The following is an 18,592-nucleotide window of genomic DNA, read 5'->3' on the forward strand; positions in this document are numbered from 1 at the left end:
GAAATCTCGCAAGAGAGATCAAAGTTATAGGGTCAAGTGACTAAGAGCATGTGGTGGATGCCTTGGCGATGATAGGCGACGAAAGACGTGATAGCCTGCGATAAGCTTCGGGGAGCTGGCAAATAAGCTTTGATCCGGAGATTTCTGAATGGGGAAACCCACCCGCAAGGGTATCGCATACTGAATACATAGGTATGCGAGGCGAACCTGGAGAACTGAAACATCTAAGTACCCAGAGGAAAAGACATCAACCGAGATTCCGAAAGTAGTGGCGAGCGAAATCGGAACAGCCTTCTAGTGATAGTCAGACGGTTAACAAAACGGAATGGAAAGTCCGGCCATAGTAGGTGATAGCCCTGTATGTGAAAACCGACTGGTGGTACTGAGCTAGAGAAAAGTAGGGCGGGGCACGAGAAACCCTGTCTGAATATGGGGGGACCATCCTCCAAGGCTAAATACTCATCATCGACCGATAGTGAACCAGTACCGTGAGGGAAAGGCGAAAAGAACCCCGGGAGGGGAGTGAAATAGATCCTGAAACCGCATGCTTACAAAAAGTAGGAGCCCGCAAGGGTGACTGCGTACCTTTTGTATAATGGGTCAGCGACTTACATTCAGTGGCAAGGTTAACCGAATAGGGGAGCCGTAGAGAAATCGAGTCCGAATAGGGCGTCCAGTCGCTGGGTGTAGACCCGAAACCAAGTGATCTATCCATGGCCAGGATGAAGGTGCCGTAACAGGTACTGGAGGTCCGAACCGACTAGTGTTGCAAAACTAGCGGATGAGCTGTGGATAGGGGTGAAAGGCTAAACAAACTTGGAAATAGCTGGTTCTCTCCGAAAACTATTTAGGTAGTGCCTCAAGTATTACCTGCGGGGGTAGAGCACTGTTTAGGCTAGGGGGTCATGGCGACTTACCAAACCTATGCAAACTCCGAATACCGCAGAGTACAGCTTGGGAGACAGAGCACCGGGTGCTAACGTCCGGACTCAAGAGGGAAACAACCCAGACCGCCAGCTAAGGTCCCTAAAATTGGCTAAGTGGGAAACGAAGTGGGAAGGCTAAAACAGTCAGGATGTTGGCTTAGAAGCAGCCATCATTTAAAGAAAGCGTAATAGCTCACTGATCGAGTCGTCCTGCGCGGAAGATGTAACGGGGCTAAGCCAGTTACCGAAGCTGCGGATTTGCAATTTATTGCAAGTGGTAGGAGAGCGTTCTGTAAGCCTGTGAAGGTGCCTGGTAACGGGTGCTGGAGGTATCAGAAGTGCGAATGCTGACATGAGTAGCGTTAAAGGGGGTGAAAAGCCCCCTCGCCGTAAGCGCAAGGTTTCCTACGCAACGTTCATCGGCGTAGGGTGAGTCGGCCCCTAAGGCGAGGCAGAGATGCGTAGCTGATGGGAAACAGGTCAATATTCCTGTACCGATGTGTAGTGCGATGTGGGGACGGAGAAGGTTAGCTCAGCCAACTGTTGGATATGTTGGTTCAAGCCTGTAGTCGTGCCTGGTAGGCAAATCCGCCGGGCTTAGATGAGGGGTGATAACGAGTCTGCTTGCAGACGAAGTGAGTGATACCCTGCTTCCAGGAAAAGCCACTAAGCTTCAGCTACACACGACCGTACCGCAAACCGACACTGGTGCGCGAGATGAGTATTCTAAGGCGCTTGAGAGAACTCTGGAGAAGGAACTCGGCAAATTGATACCGTAACTTCGGGAGAAGGTATGCCGCAAGTAGGTGAACTTGAACAAAGGGAGCCCAAAGCGGTTGCAAAAAATCGGTGGCTGCGACTGTTTAATAAAAACACAGCACTCTGCAAACACGAAAGTGGACGTATAGGGTGTGACGCCTGCCCGGTGCTGGAAGATTAAATGATGGGGTGCAAGCTCTTGATTGAAGTCCCAGTAAACGGCGGCCGTAACTATAACGGTCCTAAGGTAGCGAAATTCCTTGTCGGGTAAGTTCCGACCTGCACGAATGGCGTAACGATGGCCACACTGTCTCCTCCAGAGACTCAGCGAAGTTGAAATGTTTGTGATGATGCAATCTCCCCGCGGAAAGACGGAAAGACCCCATGAACCTTTACTGTAGCTTTGTATTGGATTTTGAACGGATCTGTGTAGGATAGGTGGGAGGCTTTGAAGTGAGGACGCTAGTTCTCATGGAGCCGACGTTGAAATACCACCCTGGTGCGTTTGAGGTTCTAACCCAGGTCCCTTATCGGGATCGGGGACAGTGCATGGTAGGCAGTTTGACTGGGGCGGTCTCCTCCCAAAGCGTAACGGAGGAGTTCGAAGGTACGCTAGTTACGGTCGGACATCGTGACGATAGTGCAATGGCATAAGCGTGCTTAACTGCGAGACTGACAAGTCGAGCAGATGCGAAAGCAGGACATAGTGATCCGGTGGTTCTGTATGGAAGGGCCATCGCTCAACGGATAAAAGGTACTCTGGGGATAACAGGCTGATACCGCCCAAGAGTTCATATCGACGGCGGTGTTTGGCACCTCGATGTCGGCTCATCTCATCCTGGGGCTGTAGTCGGTCCCAAGGGTATGGCTGTTCGCCATTTAAAGAGGTACGTGAGCTGGGTTTAAAACGTCGTGAGACAGTTTGGTCCCTATCTTCCGTGGGCGCTGCAGATTTGAGGAAGCCTGCTCCTAGTACGAGAGGACCGGAGTGGACACACCTCTGGTGTATCGGTTGTCACGCCAGTGGCATTGCCGAGTAGCTAAGTGTGGAAGAGATAACCGCTGAAAGCATCTAAGCGGGAAACTCGTTTCAAGATGAGATCTGCCGGGGCCTTGAGCCCCCTGAAGAGTCGTTCAAGACCAGGACGTTGATAGGCTGGGTGTGGAAGCGCAGTAATGCGTTAAGCTAACCAGTACTAATTGCTCGTGAGGCTTGACCCTATAACTTTGATGACGTGATCATCAAGGTGGTTATGCCAAGTAAGGCGCAGTCAAAATACAAAGCTGATTACAGACTCTATGAATTCGTTGTGTTGCTCACAAGAGCAGCATGACAATAAGTTATGCCTGATGACCATAGCAAGTTGGTACCACTCCTTCCCATCCCGAACAGGACAGTGAAACGACTTTGCGCCGATGATAGTGCGGGTTCCCGTGTGAAAGTAGGTCATCGTCAGGCTCTTACAGCCCAAGAAACCCCGTAGCCCAAAGCTACGGGGTTTTTTGCATTGGGGTGCAGGAAACGGGGAAACAGGCAGAACAGCCAAAACGGACAACCCAAAAAAGAGAGCGCTGACGCGCTCTCTTTTTATTCCTGAATGCGCAATGCTTCAAAGCGGCAGGCATTCGCCCTGTACAAAGACCTTGAGTTCGCCCGACTGGATTGAAGTCCAGGTCTCATTCTTGGTCAATGGCGCCGTGACGATGATGGCCACGCGGTCCTGGGGTGTGGTTTCCCGGGCGAAGTCCACGGTCAGGTCCTCATCCGACAGATGGGCCTGGGCAAAGGGGTGGCGACGCTCGATGTAGCACAGGTGTGTGGTGGCATGGGCCCACAGCGCTTCGCCGTTGGACAGCAGGAAGTTGAAGGTACCGTGCGGCGAGATGCGCTTGGCCAGTTCGCGCAGCGTGTGCGTGAGTTCCTGGACGCTGGGCAGGCCGGCATGGGACTTCCAGAGCTCCTGAAGAATCCAGCAGAAGGCCTGCTCGCTGTCGGTGTTGCCTACCGGATGGAAGTGGGCATGCAGCTTGGGTGCAAAGCCCTTGAGATCCCCGTTGTGGGCGAAGACCCAGTTGCGGCCCCACAGTTCACGCACGAAAGGGTGGCAGTTCTGCAGGCTTACCGCGCCCTGCGTGGCCTTGCGGATGTGGGCGATGACGTTGCGGCTCTTGATCGGGTACTCGCGTATCAGCTTGGCGATGGGTGAGTCGATGGCGCGCTCATAGCCCACGAAGTGGCGCAGGCCCTTGTCCTCGAAGAAGGCGATGCCCCAGCCGTCCGTATGGTCGCCGGTATTGCCCGCGCGCTGGGTGAACCCCGAAAAGCTGAAGCGCACGTCGGTGGGCGTGTTGCAGTTCATTCCAAGCAGCTGGCACATGGCGGTATCGTTGTTTGCGTAGTTCAAGCCATAGCCTAACGCCTTGCGCAGCAGCTGCAAGCACAATGCGGTGCAACGGCAAAAAAACGGAACAAACCCATGCCCATCCTCTGTCTGCATACGGCGCACAGCAACGCCGTGATCTTCAAGCAGGCTGCTGCCGAACTGGGCTGGCCGGCCCACTCAATCGTTCATCAGGTGCATGAGGAACTGTTGTTGGAGGCGGAGGCTGCTGGCGGCATGGATGCGGCGCTTCGGCGGAAAACAGCAGGGCAGCTTGATGCGCTGGCAGACCCTGCCGATATCGATGCCGTGCTGCTGACCTGTTCGACCCTGGGTCCGGCCGTGGCGGATTGCCTCAGTGACAAGGTCTGGCGTGCCGATGGCATGCTGGCCCGCAAGGTGGCTGCTGCCTTGCAGAGAGATCCCCAGTCACGCATTGCACTGCTGTGTGCTGCTCCCACGACGTATGAAGCCACGCGCGATCTGTTCATGCAAGCGTTGCTGCCTGGCGATGCACATCTGCGCCTGCAGCTGCAGTGTGTCGAAGGCGCATGGGCGCTTTTCCGTAGAGGCGATCTCTCTGGCTACCAGGCACGGATGACCGATGCCGCTTTTCAAGCCTATGCGGCCGGCGCCGCCCAGGTGGTTTTGACCCAGGTTTCCATGGATGGGGTTGCCAGGTACTGGCAGGCCAGAGACTCCCATCCTGTGCCGTGGACCGTGGCTGCCAGTGCGCTGCAGGCACTTGGAGAAATGCGCAAATAAAGCTGCAGCTTCATGGAAAAAGGCAGCCGAAGCTGCCTTTTGCATGCGTTGGAGGAAAAGTCCTCAGCTGCGCTCGGACCAGAGCTTGCCGCCCGTGGCCCAATTTTCGCGCTTGATGTCGGTGATCAGGATGTCCACCGATTCGGGCGAGCCACCGAGGACTTCGACCGAGACGCGCGTGATCTCTTCGACCAGCTTGCGCTTTTGTTCGACGGTGCGGCCTTCCATCATTTCGACGTGGTACGTGGGCATGTCAATCTCCTCAGGGATCAAGTTCTAGGGGGTTGGGTCGGCGACATCATATCGGCCGACGCGGGCGGTCGAGGCTTGTCGGTGCCAAGTGCGCAGGCGGGACACAGGCAGGCCTTGTTGCGCAGGGGCTCCGGAATGCGGGCCAATGCATCGGGTGCCACCGGCGTGTCCATGCACCAGCAGTTCAGCGGATCCACGCCCGCAAGAATGGCGCACTGATTGCTGCGGCCGCACAGCGGACACAGGCTGGCATCGGGGGGATGGGCACTCATCGTGGTTCTGAGTGTAGATCCATGAAAAAAGCACCTCAGGCAAGCCTGGGTGCTTTTTCAAGCGCCGGGCGCCGCCCGCGTCAGGCGGCGGCCTTGACCTTCAGGCGCCAGGCATGCAGCAGGGGCTCGGTGTAGCCGCTGGGTTGCTCCTTGCCCTTGAAGACCAGGTCACAGGCGGCCTGGTAGGCCATCGAGGTGTCGAAGTGGCCGGCCATGGGCTTGTACAGCGCATCGCCCGCGTTCTGCTGGTCGACCACGGCGGCCATGCGCTCGAAGGTCTCGCGCACCTGGGCCTCGGTCACGATGCCGTGCTGAAGCCAGTTGGCGATGTGCTGGCTGGAGATGCGCAGCGTGGCGCGGTCTTCCATCAGGCCCACGTTGTGGATGTCGGGCACCTTGGAGCAGCCCACGCCCTGGTCCACCCAGCGCACCACATAGCCGAGGATGCCCTGGACGTTGTTGTCCAGCTCCTGCTGCTTTTCGGCGGCGCTCCACTTGTCTTCCTTGACCACGGGCACCTGCAGCAGGTCGGCCAGGATGTTGGCGCGCTCGGCGTCGGCATTGGTCTGCTCCAGCTGCTTTTGCACTTCGGCCACGTTGACCTGGTGGTAGTGCAGGGCGTGCAGCGTGGCGGCCGTGGGCGAGGGCACCCAGGCGGTATTGGCGCCGGCCTTGGGGTGGCCGATCTTTTGCTCCAGCATGGCCTTCATCAGGTCGGGCATGGCCCACATGCCCTTGCCGATCTGCGCCTTGCCGCGCAGGCCCAGGCCCAGGCCCACGAGCACGTTGCTGCGCTCATAGGCGGCCAGCCAGGCGCTTCCCTTCATGTCGGCCTTGCGAACCATGGGGCCGGCATACATGGCGGTGTGCATTTCGTCGCCCGTGCGGTCCAGGAAGCCGGTGTTGATGAAGGCCACGCGCGATGCGGCGGCGGCGATGCAGGCCTTGAGGTTGACGCTGGTGCGGCGCTCCTCGTCCATGATGCCCAGCTTGACGGTGTTCTCGGGCAGGCCGAGCACCTTTTCCACGCGGCCGAACAGCTCGCTGGCGAAGGCGGCTTCCGCAGGGCCGTGCATCTTGGGCTTGACGATGTAGACGCTGCCCGTGCGCGAGTTGCGGATGCCGTTGGCGCCCAGACCCTTGATGTCATGGACGGCGATGGCCGTGGTGACCATGGCGTCCAGGATACCTTCGGGGATTTCCTTGCCGTTGCCCCAGAGGATGGCCGGGTTGGTCATCAGGTGGCCGACGTTGCGAACGAACATCAGCGAACGGCCATGCAGCCTGACGGGCTTGCCGTCGGCGCCGGTGTACTCGCGGTCTGCATTCAGGCCGCGCGTCATGCTCTTGCCGCCCTTGTCGAAGGTTTCGGTCAGCGTGCCCTTGAGGATGCCCAGCCAGTTGGCATAGCCCACCACCTTGTCTTCGGCATCCACGGCGGCCACGGAGTCTTCCAGGTCCAGGATGGTGGACAGGGCCGCCTCGACCACCACGTCGGCCACGCCGGCGGCATCGGTCTGGCCGATGGCCGTGGTCTTGTCGATGCGGATGTCGATATGCAGGCCGTTGTTGAGCAGCAGCACGGAAGAGGGCGCTGCGGCATCACCCTGGTAGCCCACAAACTGGGCGGTGTTCTTCAGGCCCGTGGTGCCGCCGTTCTTGAGCGCGACGACCAGCTGGCCGCCTTCCACGCGGTAGCCGGCGGCATCCTTGTGCGAGCCCGAGGCCAGCGGGGCGGCCTGGTCCAGGAAATCACGTGCGAAGGCGATGACCTTGGCGCCGCGAACGGGGTTGTAGCCCTTGCCCTTTTCCGCGCCGCCGTCCTCGCCGATGGCATCCGTGCCATACAGGGCGTCATACAGCGAGCCCCAGCGCGCGTTGGCGGCGTTGAGCGCATAGCGGGCATTGAGAATGGGCACGACCAGCTGGGGGCCGGCCTGGATGGCCAGTTCCGCATCCACGTTGGTGGTGGTCGCCTTGGCATCCTTGGGCTGCTCGACCAGATAGCCGATCTGCGTCAGGAACTGCTGGTAGCCGGCCATGTCGGTGATGGGGCCGGGATGGGCCTTGTGCCAGGTGTCCAGCTCGGCCTGCAGGCGGTCGCGTTCGGCCAGCAGGGCGGCATTGCGGGGGGCGAGGTCGTTGACGATCTCGTCGAAGCCTTTCCAGAATGCCTCGGGCGCGACACCCGTGCCCGGGAGCACTTGTTCATTGATGAAGCGGTGCAGCTCTGTGGCCACCTGCAGGCTGTGGGCTTGGGTGCGATCGGTCATGGTGGGAACCCCGGTTGGATGGATGGAAAGACTGGCCTGGACCCTTTACGGGCCTGACTATAAGGAATACTTTATTAGATTTATTTGCGTACATAAATAGACCATAAATCTTAAAACTCGTGACTTTTACGCAAAAATGTGGGAAGGTTATGCGCCTGCCAAAACCATCGGAAATTGGCATGCAGCCCGGTGCGAAGGGCAAATGGCAGACAGCCAGTGCCTACTGCGCAAAAAGGCGGACCCCAGGAGACAGGCATGCATGCGCATGCCCCACAAGAACACGGAAAAGAAACGGACAGCAGTCATGGACAAGCTCAAGGCATTCGAGTCATTCGTATCGGTGGCCACGCGCGGCAGCCTCACGGCAGCGGCCAAGGCGGAAGGCGTGGCGCCAGCCATCATGGGGCGGCGGCTGGATGCCTTGGAAGAGCACCTGGGCGTCAAGCTCATGGTGCGGACCACACGCCGCATCTCGCTCACGCACGAGGGCAGCGCTTTTCTCGAGGATTGCCAGCGCCTCTTGTCCGATGTGTCCAACGCCGAGGCCAGCGTCAGTGCGGGCGGGGTCAAGGCCACAGGACATCTGCGCATCACGGCGCCGGCAGGCTTTGGTCGGCGGCATGTGGCGCCTCTGGTGCCGCGTTTTCGGGACCTGCACCCCGATGTGACGATTTCCCTGAATCTGAGCGACCGCGTGGTCGATCTGGCCGGTGAGGGCTTTGACTGCGCGGTGCGGGTAGGCGACCTGCCCGACTCGGCCCTGGTCAGCGTGCGCATCGCCGACAACCGGCGCCAGTGCGTGGCCACGCCCTCCTATCTGGAGCGCCGCGGCACGCCGCGCCACCCCAGCGAGCTGACCCAGCATGACTGCCTGACGCTGTCCAGCGATGCCTCGCAGACGCGCGGCTGGGCCTTCCGCATTCCGCACCCGGACAGCGGTACCAGCGAAGTCGTGCATTTCAAGCCGGGCGGTCCGCTGGACTGCTCCGACGGCCAGGTGCTGCACGACTGGTGCCTGGGCGGCTGGGGCATTGCCTGGCGCAGCACCTGGGAGGTGGAGGCCGAGATCGCCGCCGGGCGCCTGGTGGCGGTGCTGGAGGAATTTGCGGCCCCACCGAACGGCATCTTCGTGGTCTTTCCCCAGCGCAAGCACATGCCGCTGCGCGTGCGGCTGTGGATCGACTATCTCAAGCACCATTACGAGCAGCCGGAATTCTGGCGTCGAACCCACGCGGCCTGAGCAGGCCGCCCAGCAAGGAGGAATGAGCATGGCAGTGTCGATCGCGAAGAAAGCGATATCCGCAACGCAGGTCGCGCCCCCCGCAAGGCGGCGCTGGATGTGCATGGCGCTGGGCGCCGCCTGCCTGGGGATGGTGGCGGGCTGTGCCGTCCAGGGGCCGGAGCAGGGCAGGGCCGCAGGGGCCCGCCAGGGGGCGGTGCCTGCGGGCATCGTGAGCGTCACCTTTGACGACCCTTCGCGCTTCGACGCCTCGCGCAGCGGTCCCGGGGAGACCGACAAGGCGCGCCGTGCCTGGGTGGACGCACTGGCCCAGTTCCTGGCCGAACGGGCCGCGCCCAGGCTGCCCCAGGGCCAGCGGCTGGAAGTCCACCTCACCGATGTGCAGCGTGCCGGCAGTTTCGAGCCCTGGCGCGGACCCCAGGCCGCCGATGTGCGCATCGTCCGCGATATCTACCCGCCGCGCATCGACCTGCGTTTCAAGCTGCTGGATGCCGACGGAAAGCTGCTGCGCGAGGGCAGCCGCCAACTGCGCGATGCGACCTTCATGATGCGCCCCGACCTGTATCCCAACGATCCCCTGCGCTACGAGAAGACGCTGCTGGATGACTGGTTGCGCGCGGAACTGCCGAAGTAACGACGCAAGAGCCGGCGCGACGGGAGGTCCGCAGTGGTCTACCGATTGCCTCGGGCATCCCGATGGCGGTCGCCGTTTCTGGCGTAATGCAGCATGGCCCAAGAGGCTCAATTTCTATACGGATTCCCCATGACGATAGAAGCCATTCTGGCCAGCCTTCACCTGCTGGCCATCCTCACCTTCGTGGTGTTCCTGTCCAGCCAGGCAGCGCTGTGCCGCAGCGAGTGGATGAGTGCCGCCGTGGTCCAGCGCCTGGCGCGGCTGGACATGATCTACGGGCTGGCGGTGGTGTTCCTGGTGCTCACCGGCATTGCGCGCCTGGTGTGGGGCGTCAAGGGCATGTCCTGGTACGTCTCGCAGCCACTGTTTCATCTGAAGATGACTTTGTTCGTGGTCGGCGCCGTGTTGTCGATCAAGCCCACGCTGGCCTTCCGCCGCTGGCGCCGCGCGCTGGATGCCGGCCAGGGCCTGCCCCAGCCTGCCGAGGTGGCCAGCACGCGCCGCTGGGTGATGTGGCAGGCGCATGTGGTGCCTGTGATCGCGGTGGTGGCGGTGTTCTGGGCGCGGGGCATGTAGGCCCGGTTTTCCTGTCTGGCGGCATGGGGCGGGCCTGCCACGTAGAATCCGCCGATGCTCTCCGTCAAACAGGAACTGCTCGCGGCTCTGGCCGGCGAGCTTGAAACTTTGTCGCCCGGCGCCGGTGCCCGTGCCGCTTTCGAATCCCCCAAGGTGGCTGCCCATGGCGATTTCGCCTGCACGGCCGCCATGCAGCTGGCCAAGCCACTCAAGCTCAATCCGCGCGCGCTCGGTGAACAGCTCAAGGCTGCGCTGGAGGCCACGCCGGCTTTCCAGCGCTGGGTCGATGCCATCGAGATCGCCGGCCCCGGCTTTCTGAACATCCGTCTCAAGCCCGCCGCCAAGCAGCAGATCATCCGCGAAGTGCTGGGACAGGCCGAGAAATTCGGCTGGCAGGCCGACCGTGGCGCCAAGATGCTGGTCGAGTTCGTCTCCGCCAACCCCACCGGCCCGCTGCACGTGGGCCATGGCCGCCAGGCCGCGCTGGGCGATGCCATCTGCAACCTCTATGCCACCCAGGGCTGGGGCGTGCACCGCGAGTTCTACTACAACGATGCGGGCGTGCAGATCGACACGCTGACCAAGAGCACGCAGCTGCGCGCCAAGGGCTTCAAGCCCGGCGACGAATGCTGGCCCATCGATCCCGAGAATCCGGAAAGCAAGGCCTTCTACAACGGCTCCTACATCCAGGACATCGCAGACGATTTCAAGGCCTGCAAGACCGTCAAGGCCGATGACCGCGAATTCACGGCCAACGGCGATGTCGAGGACTACGACAACATCCGCCAGTTCGCCGTCGCCTATCTGCGCAACGAGCAGGACAAGGACCTGCAGGCCTTCAACCTGCACTTTGACGAGTACTACCTCGAATCCAGCCTCTACACCAACGGCCATGTCGAGGACGCGGTGCAGCGCCTGATCGCGGGCGGGCACACCTACGAACTCGACGGCGCGCTCTGGCTCAAGTCCACCGACTACGGTGACGACAAGGACCGCGTGATGCGCAAGCAGGACGGCAACTACACGTACTTCGTGCCCGATGTCGCCTACCACATCCAGAAGTTCAAGCGCGGCTACTCCAAGGTCGTCAACATCCAGGGCACGGACCACCACGGCACCATCGCACGCGTGCGCGCCGGCCTGCAGGCCGCCGACGTGGGCATTCCGGCCGGCTATCCCGACTATGTGCTGCACACCATGGTGCGGGTGGTGCGCGGCGGCGAGGAAGTCAAGATCAGCAAGCGCGCCGGCTCCTACGTCACGCTGCGCGACCTGATCGAGTGGACCAGCAAGGATGCGGTGCGCTTCTTCCTGCTGTCCCGCAAGCCCGACACCGAGTACACCTTCGACGTGGACCTGGCCGTGGCCCAGAACAATGACAACCCCGTGTACTACGTGCAGTACGCCCATGCGCGCATCTGCTCGGTGCTGGCAGCCTGGGGCGGCGATGCGGACACGCTCAAGGACGTGGACCTGTCGGCGCTGGAAGGCCCGCAGGCCCAGGCGCTGATGCTGCAGCTGGCCAAGTACCCGGCCATGCTGACTTCGGCCGCAGAAGGCAATGCGCCCCACGACGTGACCTTCTACCTGCGTGAACTGGCCTCGCTGTACCACAGCTACTACGACGCGGAACGCATCCTGGTGGACGATGAAAAGGTCAAGCTCGCCCGCCTGGCGCTGATCTCGGCCACGCGCCAGGTATTGCACAATGGCCTGGCAGTGCTGGGCGTCTCGGCCCCGCAACGCATGTAACTTCGAGCGACAAGCCATCTATGAAGACACAGCAACGTGGGGGCACCGTCATCGGTCTCATCATCGGCATGATCGTCGGGCTGGCAGCAGCCCTGGCCGTCGCCGTCTATGTGACCAAGGTGCCCGTGCCCTTTCTCTCCAAGGGCGGCAAGACGGCCGACCAGGACGCGGCAGAGGCCCAGCGCAACAAGAACTGGGACCCCAACGCACCGCTGCAGGGCAAGAACCCGGCGCCGCCACCACCGGCTGCCGTCACGCCCAGCCTCCCCGGCAGCACCACGCCAGCAGCGCCCACCCCGCCCGCCGTGGCCGGCGGCGTGACGCCGCCGCCCGCGCCCGTGGACCCGGCCAAGCCGCCCGCCAAGCCCGACACCAAGGCCGATGGCAAGACCTCCGCCGACCCGCTGGGTGATCTGGTGAAGGCGCGTTCCGCCGCTGCCGAGAAGACGGAAAAGGCCGAAAAGGCCGAGGCTGCCTTCAACTACTTCGTGCAGGCCGGCGCCTTCCGCAGCCAGGGCGATGCCGATGCGCAGCGGGCCAAGCTGGCCATGCTGGGATGGGAGGCGCGCGTGAGCGAGCGAGAGCAAAACGGCATCACCATCTTCCGCGTGCGCGTGGGTCCGTTCACCAAGCGCGACGATGCCGAGCAACTCAAGCAAAAGCTCGATGGCGCCGGGGTCGAGTCCACGCTGGTGCGCGCCGCACGCTGAAACAGCGTTGAGCAAGAGCGCTGAACTTTTTGGCAAACCCCAGCCTCCTAATCTGCAGCATTGAACGAGGAGTTTGTTTTGATGAATCGCCGCGACTTTTCCCTGGCTGCCTCGGCAGCCGCTGCCAGCGCGCTGACGCTGGGCACCTCCGCCGCACAGGCCCAGGCGGCAGCGCCCAAGGAGGGCAAGGACTACATCAAGCTGGCCAAGCCCGCACCCACCAGCGCCGGCGCCGGCAAGGTCGAGGTGGTCGAGTTCTTCTGGTACAGCTGCCCGCACTGCAATGCATTCGAGCCCACCTTTGCCGCCTGGAAGAACCAGGCGCCGGCCGACGTGGTCGTGCACCGCGTGCCCGTGGCCTTCAACGCCAGCTTCGTGCCCCAGCAAAAGCTGTACTACGCCTTTGAAGGCATGAACCTGCTGGACACCATGCATGCGCGCGCCTTCCACGCCATCCATGTGGAACGCAACCGCCTGGCCAAGGACGACGAGATCTTCGCCTGGGTGGGCAAGCAGGGCGTGGACGTGGCCAAGTTCAAGGAGGTCTACAACTCCTTCACGGTCTCCAACCAGGTTCGCAAGGCCACCCAACTGCAGCAGGACTATGACGTGGAAGGCGTGCCGGCCATGGGCGTGGCGGGCCGTTACTACACCGACGGCACCAAGGCCGGCAACATGACCAATGTGCTGCGCGTGGTCGATCAGCTGATCGCCACCAGCCGCAAGGGCTGAGGTCCGGGCCTCGGCCCAGACCACCCGTAACAGGCCCGCCATTGAGCGGGCCTGTCGCTTTTGGAAACCTCTTTTTGTGCCTTCGTGTCAGCGCTTTGCCCCCGGCTTGAAAGACGCCAGGAACGGTTGCGCGCGACACCCCCTACAATGGATGCAAGAAGCGTGCCCTCCATGAAACAACGACTTTCCCCCCTCCTGCTCGCAGCCGCCCTGGCGGCTTTCGCCGGTTTGGCCCAGGCCGAAAAGGCCGACAGCACCAAGCCCATGAACATCGAGGCTGACGCGCTGCGCCATGACGAACTCAAGCAGACCAGCGTCTTCACCGGCAACGTGGTGATGACCAAGGGCACCATCGTGCTGCGCGGTGCCCAGCTCGACGTGCGCCAGGACCCCGAAGGCTTTCAGTACGGCGTGGTCACGGCCGAAGCGGGCAAGCGCGCCTTCTTCCGCCAAAAGCGCGACACCGTTCCCGGCCAGCCCGAGGAATTCGTGGAAGGCGAGGGCGAGGTCATCGAATACGACGGCAAGGCCGATCTCGTGAAGTTCATCCGCCGCGGCGAACTGCGGCGCTATCGCGGCGGCCAGCTCAGCGACGAGATCACGGGCTCCATCATCGTCTACAACAACCTCACCGACGTGTTCACCGTCGATGGGCAAAAGACCAGCGGCGGCCAGCCCAGCTCCACCGCCGGCCAGGGCGGGCGCGTGCGCGCCGTGCTGGCGCCCAAGGAGGGCACACCGGGCTCGCAGCCGCGCGCTCCCGCCGCAGGCGCGCCGGGCACATCCCTGCAGCCCAGCAACACCCTGGACAGCCTTGGTGGTACCAAGCGATGAGTACCGAGGCCTCAGCCCCCGCTGCCCACGCTTCCTCCCCACGCGCCGAACAGGGCAGCAGCCTGCAGGCGCGCCATCTGGCCAAGTCCTACGGCAGCCGCAAGGTGGTCAAGGACGTGTCGCTGTCCGTGAAGAAGGGCGAGGTCGTGGGCCTGCTGGGCCCCAACGGCGCGGGCAAGACCACCTCGTTCTACATGATCGTGGGCCTGGTGCGCAGCGACGGCGGCGACATCTTCATCGACGGACAGGCCGTGGGCAACATGCCCATCCACCAGCGCTCGCGCCTGGGCCTGTCCTACCTGCCGCAAGAGGCATCGATCTTTCGCAAGCTCAGCGTCGAGGACAACGTGCGCGCCGTGCTGGAGCTGCAAAGGGATGAGCAGGGCCGGCCGCTGGCGCGCAGCGTCATCGAGGAGCGCCTGACGGCGCTGCTGCAGGAACTGCGCGTGGACCATCTGCGCGCATCGCCCGCGCTGGCGCTGTCGGGTGGCGAACGCCGCCGCGTCGAGATTGCACGTGCCCTGGCCACGCAGCCGCGTTTCATCCTGCTGGACGAGCCCTTCGCCGGCATCGACCCCATCGCCGTGATCGAGATCCAGCGCATCATCGGCTTTCTCAAGGCGCGCGGCATCGGCGTGCTCATCACCGACCACAACGTGCGCGAGACGCTGGGCATCTGCGACCATGCCTTCATCATCAGCGACGGCCATGTGCTGGCCCAAGGCACACCCGAGGAGATCGTGGACAACGCCGAAGTGCGGCGCGTCTACCTCGGCGAACACTTCCGGATGTAGCGCCATGCCCTGCCTGGCCCGTCTGCGAGATTGCCTGCGCGAAGGAGCTGCCGCTTGAAGCCCGGACTGTCGCTGCGCGTCTCCCAGCATCTTTCGCTCACCCCGCAACTGCAGCAGTCGATACAGCTGCTGCAGCTGTCCACGCTGGAGCTGGCGCAGGAAGTGGAGCAGATGCTGGGCGACAACCCCTTCCTGGAGCTGGCGAACGACGACGGCGACCACGAAGCGGCAAGCAGCGCCCCGGAGCCTGCGGCGCCCGGCGCCGACGCCGCGGACTCCTTCCAGGAAAGCCGTGCGGACCAGCCATCGGCTGCGGTGGAATGGGAGGCGCCGTCGGACACATCCTCCGGCGATGCCGTCGAGACCTCCGGCACGGCCGAATCCCTGAGCTGGGAAGGAGATGGCCAGACCAACTCGGGCAACGACGACCGCGACTGGGGCAGCGATGCGCCTTCCAGCCGCACGCGCGGCCAGGGTGACGATGACGAGACCGATGCCACCGAGCTGGCACGCAGCGCAGAAAGCCTGACCGACCATCTGCACCGCCAGGCCCTGAGCCTGCGCCTGGGCGAGGTGGATCGCGCCGCGCTGCGCTTTCTGATCGAGAACCTCAACGACGACGGCTACCTGGAAGACTCGCTCGACGAGCTGGCACAGGGCCTGGCGGGCGACGACCTGGAGGAGTGCGAGGAACTGGTGCACCGCTTCACCGTGGCGCTGCGCCTGTTGCAAAGCCTGGAGCCGGTGGGCGTGGGCGCGCGCGACCTGGCCGAATGCCTGACGCTGCAGCTGCGCGACCAACTGGCCGATGCCGAGCGCGAAGGCGACGGCAGTGCCGAGGACGAAGATCGGCAGGCCGTGCTGCGCACCGCGCTGGACATCTGCGCCCAGCCCATGGACCTGCTGGCGCGGCGTGACCTGCGCAAGCTCGCCAGCCTGTGCGGCGCGCGCGAGGAGCGGCTGCGCGAGGCGATGGTCCTGATCGCCCGGCTGGAGCCGCGCCCGGGCCGGCGCTTCGCCGACGTGCAGCGCCAGATCGTCGTGCCCGATGTCATCGTGCGCCCGGTGCGCATGGGTGCGGGACGCATGGAGTTCAGCGTGCAACTCAACCCCGATGTCATGCCCAAGCTGCGCGTGCACGACATCTATGCCAGCGCGCTGCGCAGCCACCGGGGCAGCGAAGGCCATGCGGCTCTGCAGCAGCGGCTGCAGGAGGCGCGCTGGTTCATCAAGAACATCCAGCAGCGCTTCGACACCATCCTGCGCGTGTCGCAGGCCATCGTGGAGCGCCAGAAGAACTTCTTCGTGCATGGCGAGCTGGCCATGCGCCCGCTGGTGCTGCGCGACATTGCCGATGCGCTGGGCCTGCATGAGTCCACCATCAGCCGCGTGACCACGGCCAAGTACATGGCCACGCCGCAGGGCACCTACGAACTCAAGTATTTCTTCGGCTCGGGCCTGGGCACCGAGGCGGGCGGCAACGCGTCGAGCACGGCCGTGCGCGCGCTCATCAAGCAGTTCGTCGCAGCCGAGGACCCCAGGAAGCCGCTGTCGGACAACCAGCTGGCCGACATGCTCAAGGAGCAGGGCATCGAATGCGCACGGCGCACCGTGGCCAAGTACCGCGAACTGCTCAAGATCCCCCCGACCACGCTGCGCAAGGCCCTGTAGCCGCGCAGGGCGCGCACGCTCTCAGGCCGCAGGTGCGCGGCCGGCCACGTCATCCCATTTGAGGCCGAATTTCAGCAGGTACTTGCGCAGGCGGTCGGCATCGTTGACCACGCTGCGCTGGGTGCGTGACTGGTCGAACAGGCGGCGCCCCGCATCGGACAGCGAGGGCGATTGCCTGCACACGCGCAGCACCGCTTCGAGCTGCATGCGGTCGAACAGATCCATCTGCTCCAGCCTCTCGGCGGGCAACAGCGCATCAAGGCCGCAGCCGGCGCCGGCGGGGGCGGGCTGCGCTGCCTCGCCCCGTTGCCACAGCCACTGCATGCGCTGGATCTCGGCATCGACCAGGGCCGTGGAGATGCGCCCTCCGTCAGCCAGCGTGGCCAGCCGCGTCATGCTGGCCGACAGGTCGCGGAAGTTGCCGCTCCACAGCGCCTCGGACGAGCGCGCAAAGCGCAGATAGCGCTCGCGGGCCTCCACGTTGAAGCGCACCATCTGGCCGGTCTCGTCGGCCGAGCGCGCGAGCAGGTGGTCCATGTTGGGTTCTATGTCCTCGGGGCGCCCGGCCAGGCCCGGCAGCGCGTAGGACCACAGGTTGATGCGCGCGAACAGATCCTCGCGAAAGCGCCCCTGCGCCACGTCGATGCGCAGGTCGCGGTGCGTGCCGGCGACCAGCTGGAAATCGCTGCTGACCTCGCGGTCGCTGCCCATGGGATAGAAGCGCTTTTCCTCCACGGCCTTGAGCAGCATGGCCTGTTCGTCCAGGCCCAGCTCGCCGATTTCGTCCAGGAACAGCACGCCCTGGTGCGCGCTGCGCAGCAGGCCGGCGCGGTCGGCCGCAGCGCCCGTGAACGCGCCCTTCTTGTGGCCGAACAGCACCGAGGCCGCGCCATCGCCGCGCAGCGTGGCGCAATTGACCTCGACGAACTCGCCCTGCACCTGGTGCCTGGCCTTCTTCAACTCGTACATGCGCCGCGCCAGATGCGATTTGCCCGCACCCGTGGGACCCGTGAGCAGGATGGGCGCGCGCGAGCGCACGGCCACGCGCTCGATCTCGTCGATCAGCGCGTTGAACCCGGCATTGCGCGTGGCGATGCCGCTCTTGAGAAATTGCACGGCCTCGCTCTGCTCGGCGCCGAAGCGCTGGGCGATCACGTCGTAGCGCGACAGGTCCAGGTCGATCAGCGCATAGCTGCCCGGGTCGCCCATGCGCTGGCGCCGGGGCGGCGAAGTCTGGGCCAGCACGCCGGGAATGCGACGCGACTCCACCAGCAGGAACAGGCAGATCTGTGCCACGTGCGTGCCCGTGGTGATGTGGGTCCAGTACTCCTCGCGCTCGGGGTCGAAGCGATAGGCCTGCGTCCAGTCGAACAGCCGCGCATAGACCTCGCCGAAATCCCAGGGATCGGCAATGTCCATGGGCACGAGGTTCACCTGGGTCTCGGGCGATGCCGTGGCGATGTCGCCCTGCAGCAGCTGCGCCAGGGCCAGATGGGGCGGCGTGTAGAGCAGCTCCAGCCGCTCCACCACCAGATCCTCGTGCTGCATGAGGGAGAGGGTCGGCCGCCATTTTTCCCAGCGCCCCGCGCCCCTGCCGGAGTCCAGCTGCGTACCCAGAAAGCCGATGACGACCTTTTTCTTTTCCATGTTTTTGTCTAGTTGAATAGCTGAAATTCTAGTTTCTTTGGATTGAAGAAGAAATCAAGAAAAGTGTGATTTGAGATTTATCCAAATAAATCAAGGGGTTGGGGAATTGTTTGGTGCCGGATGCCAGGCTGGCACGCATCTCGCAATAAGCAAGGCATCCAGTGCAGGCGGTGACCGCTCACAGGCCGGGGTTGGGGCAAAGGCCCGCCCCGCCGGTGCCGGAAGTCCGGGCCCCCAGGGGCTTGTCGATTTCCCGCATGCCGCACGCCGCAGGCGCTGGGTGACGGCAAGGTTGTGGAAACCGTCCCGCAAGGGACTCCTGGTTCGACTCCAGGCTTGCCAGCCACTGGTAGCTCAGTCTGGTAGAGCACCCT

At 63.2% G+C, this 18,592-nt stretch carries 15 protein-coding genes and 2 rRNA genes; 12 read left to right on the forward strand and 5 right to left on the reverse strand.

Annotated features, from left to right (window positions below; all coding sequences use genetic code 11):
• Window positions 1-30 precede the first annotated feature (30 nt).
• Together ACN20X_RS03110 and rrf are read left to right on the forward strand one after the other, a co-directional pair.
• Window positions 31-2,906, forward strand: a 23S ribosomal RNA gene (locus tag ACN20X_RS03110).
• A 125-nt stretch (window positions 2,907-3,031) separates the two neighbouring features.
• A 5S ribosomal RNA gene (gene rrf / locus ACN20X_RS03115) occupies window positions 3,032-3,144 on the forward strand.
• Window positions 3,145-3,295: 151 nt separating this feature from the next.
• Here rrf and ACN20X_RS03120 read toward each other — a convergent pair.
• Window positions 3,296-4,063, reverse strand: coding sequence for a class II glutamine amidotransferase (locus tag ACN20X_RS03120; protein WP_099735233.1), 768 nt, complete (start codon window positions 4,061-4,063; stop codon window positions 3,296-3,298).
• Window positions 4,064-4,162: 99 nt separating this feature from the next.
• Between ACN20X_RS03120 and ACN20X_RS03125 the strand changes: the two genes are divergently transcribed.
• Window positions 4,163-4,831 carry a hypothetical protein gene (locus tag ACN20X_RS03125; RefSeq protein WP_034367715.1) on the forward strand — a complete coding sequence of 223 codons (669 nt, stop codon included), beginning with the start codon at window positions 4,163-4,165 and terminating at the stop codon, window positions 4,829-4,831.
• Between the two features lie 63 nt (window positions 4,832-4,894).
• On the opposite strand, the gene ACN20X_RS03130 is transcribed toward ACN20X_RS03125, so the two are convergent.
• The 3 genes from ACN20X_RS03130 to ACN20X_RS03140 all read right to left on the reverse strand — a co-directional run bounded on the left by ACN20X_RS03130 (window position 4,895) and on the right by ACN20X_RS03140 (window position 7,628).
• Window positions 4,895-5,083, reverse strand: coding sequence for a 4-oxalocrotonate tautomerase (locus ACN20X_RS03130; protein ID WP_012202595.1), 189 nt, complete (start codon window positions 5,081-5,083; stop codon window positions 4,895-4,897).
• Window positions 5,084-5,100: 17 nt separating this feature from the next.
• Window positions 5,101-5,355, reverse strand: a complete 255-nt coding sequence (locus tag ACN20X_RS03135) for a cysteine-rich CWC family protein (RefSeq protein ID WP_082145387.1) — start codon at window positions 5,353-5,355, stop codon at window positions 5,101-5,103.
• Window positions 5,356-5,435: 80 nt separating this feature from the next.
• Window positions 5,436-7,628 (reverse strand): malate synthase G, encoded by a 2,193-nt coding sequence (locus ACN20X_RS03140; RefSeq protein ID WP_160854214.1) that lies wholly within the window; start codon window positions 7,626-7,628, stop codon window positions 5,436-5,438.
• Between the two features lie 304 nt (window positions 7,629-7,932).
• On the opposite strand from ACN20X_RS03140, the gene ACN20X_RS03145 reads away from it, so the two are divergent.
• From ACN20X_RS03145 to ACN20X_RS03185, 9 genes are all read left to right on the forward strand, one after another.
• Window positions 7,933-8,868 carry a LysR family transcriptional regulator gene (locus ACN20X_RS03145; protein ID WP_026062476.1) on the forward strand — a complete coding sequence of 312 codons (936 nt, stop codon included), beginning with the start codon at window positions 7,933-7,935 and terminating at the stop codon, window positions 8,866-8,868.
• Window positions 8,869-8,896: 28 nt separating this feature from the next.
• Window positions 8,897-9,502 carry a DUF3016 domain-containing protein gene (locus tag ACN20X_RS03150; RefSeq protein ID WP_074924252.1) on the forward strand — a complete coding sequence of 202 codons (606 nt, stop codon included), beginning with the start codon at window positions 8,897-8,899 and terminating at the stop codon, window positions 9,500-9,502.
• Between the two features lie 129 nt (window positions 9,503-9,631).
• Window positions 9,632-10,078 (forward strand): DUF2214 family protein, encoded by a 447-nt coding sequence (locus tag ACN20X_RS03155; protein ID WP_016450692.1) that lies wholly within the window; start codon window positions 9,632-9,634, stop codon window positions 10,076-10,078.
• A gap of 54 nt (window positions 10,079-10,132) precedes the next feature.
• The gene (gene argS / locus ACN20X_RS03160) at window positions 10,133-11,830 is read left to right on the forward strand and encodes an arginine--tRNA ligase (RefSeq protein WP_016450693.1); all 1,698 of its coding nucleotides are present in this window, start codon (window positions 10,133-10,135) and stop codon (window positions 11,828-11,830) included.
• Window positions 11,831-11,850: 20 nt separating this feature from the next.
• Window positions 11,851-12,540, forward strand: coding sequence for an SPOR domain-containing protein (locus tag ACN20X_RS03165; RefSeq protein WP_016454601.1), 690 nt, complete (start codon window positions 11,851-11,853; stop codon window positions 12,538-12,540).
• Between the two features lie 81 nt (window positions 12,541-12,621).
• The gene (locus tag ACN20X_RS03170) at window positions 12,622-13,272 is read left to right on the forward strand and encodes a thiol:disulfide interchange protein DsbA/DsbL (RefSeq protein ID WP_016450695.1); all 651 of its coding nucleotides are present in this window, start codon (window positions 12,622-12,624) and stop codon (window positions 13,270-13,272) included.
• A 171-nt stretch (window positions 13,273-13,443) separates the two neighbouring features.
• Window positions 13,444-14,106 (forward strand): lipopolysaccharide transport periplasmic protein LptA, encoded by a 663-nt coding sequence (gene lptA, locus ACN20X_RS03175; protein WP_016454602.1) that lies wholly within the window; start codon window positions 13,444-13,446, stop codon window positions 14,104-14,106.
• Complete coding sequence (gene lptB / locus ACN20X_RS03180; RefSeq protein ID WP_016450697.1) at window positions 14,103-14,900, forward strand: LPS export ABC transporter ATP-binding protein; 798 nt, start codon at window positions 14,103-14,105, stop codon at window positions 14,898-14,900. Before lptA ends, lptB begins: the two co-directional genes overlap by 4 nt.
• A 54-nt stretch (window positions 14,901-14,954) precedes the next feature.
• Window positions 14,955-16,571 (forward strand): RNA polymerase factor sigma-54, encoded by a 1,617-nt coding sequence (locus ACN20X_RS03185; RefSeq protein ID WP_473210272.1) that lies wholly within the window; start codon window positions 14,955-14,957, stop codon window positions 16,569-16,571.
• Between the two features lie 21 nt (window positions 16,572-16,592).
• On the opposite strand, the gene rtcR is transcribed toward ACN20X_RS03185, so the two are convergent.
• On the reverse strand, window positions 16,593-18,218 hold the full coding sequence (rtcR, locus tag ACN20X_RS03190) for an RNA repair transcriptional activator RtcR (protein ID WP_016454604.1): 1,626 nt from the start codon (window positions 18,216-18,218) through the stop codon (window positions 16,593-16,595).
• Window positions 18,219-18,592: the final 374 nt, after the last annotated feature.

The organism is Delftia sp. PX-1 (assembly GCF_055797465.1).